General features: G+C 28.5%; 1 protein-coding gene. It reads right to left on the bottom strand.

Features of this window, described 5'->3' with window-relative positions; all coding sequences use genetic code 11:
- Nucleotides 1–142: 142 nt before the first annotated feature.
- Nucleotides 143–475 carry a helix-turn-helix domain-containing protein gene (locus ACF91D_RS31770; RefSeq protein WP_392438699.1) on the bottom strand — a complete coding sequence of 111 codons (333 nt, stop codon included), beginning with the start codon at nucleotides 473–475 and terminating at the stop codon, nucleotides 143–145.
- Nucleotides 476–484: the final 9 nt, after the last annotated feature.

Below are 484 nucleotides of genomic sequence, written 5' to 3'. Positions count from 1 at the left end.
CTAAACATATGCCATAAAATACCTAAATTTTGTGCACATACAGAAATAATAAATAATATTATACTTAATCCGACAATTTTAAAACTATTAACTAAACTTGTCATAATAAAACTCCTTAACAATAATTAAGGAGACTTATATACTAGCCAAAAATTTGTGAAAGCGTGCCTCCAATAATTAATATTATTATAATGATTAACCACCATTTTTTTGCAGCAAATTCCCAAAAGTTTATAGGAGCAGGAGTATAAAATTTATCATCAGTACCTTCTAATTCATCTTTACCATTAACTAAATTATCAAGACTAACGTCAAATAGTTTAGCTAAATTGTTAAGCATCTGAATATTAGGTTCTAAAGACCCTTGTTCCCACTTTGAAACAGACTGTCTCGTAGTATTTAATTTCTCAGCTAAAGCTTCCTGCGTTAAACCAGAATTTTTTCTGTATTTTCTAATTTGCTCTGCAAGTCTCATATATAAGTC

The organism is Staphylococcus sp. 231237_7MaSpsaltlick (genome assembly GCF_043107035.1).
Note: the sequence above shows the minus strand (reverse complement) of the source record. Positions and strands in the feature narration are given on the sequence as shown.

Coding starts and splice junctions, on each gene's coding strand:
- ACF91D_RS31770 (WP_392438699.1), bottom strand. CDS start 475: ATGAGACTTGCAGAGCAAATTAGAAAATACAGAAAAAATTCTGGTTTA.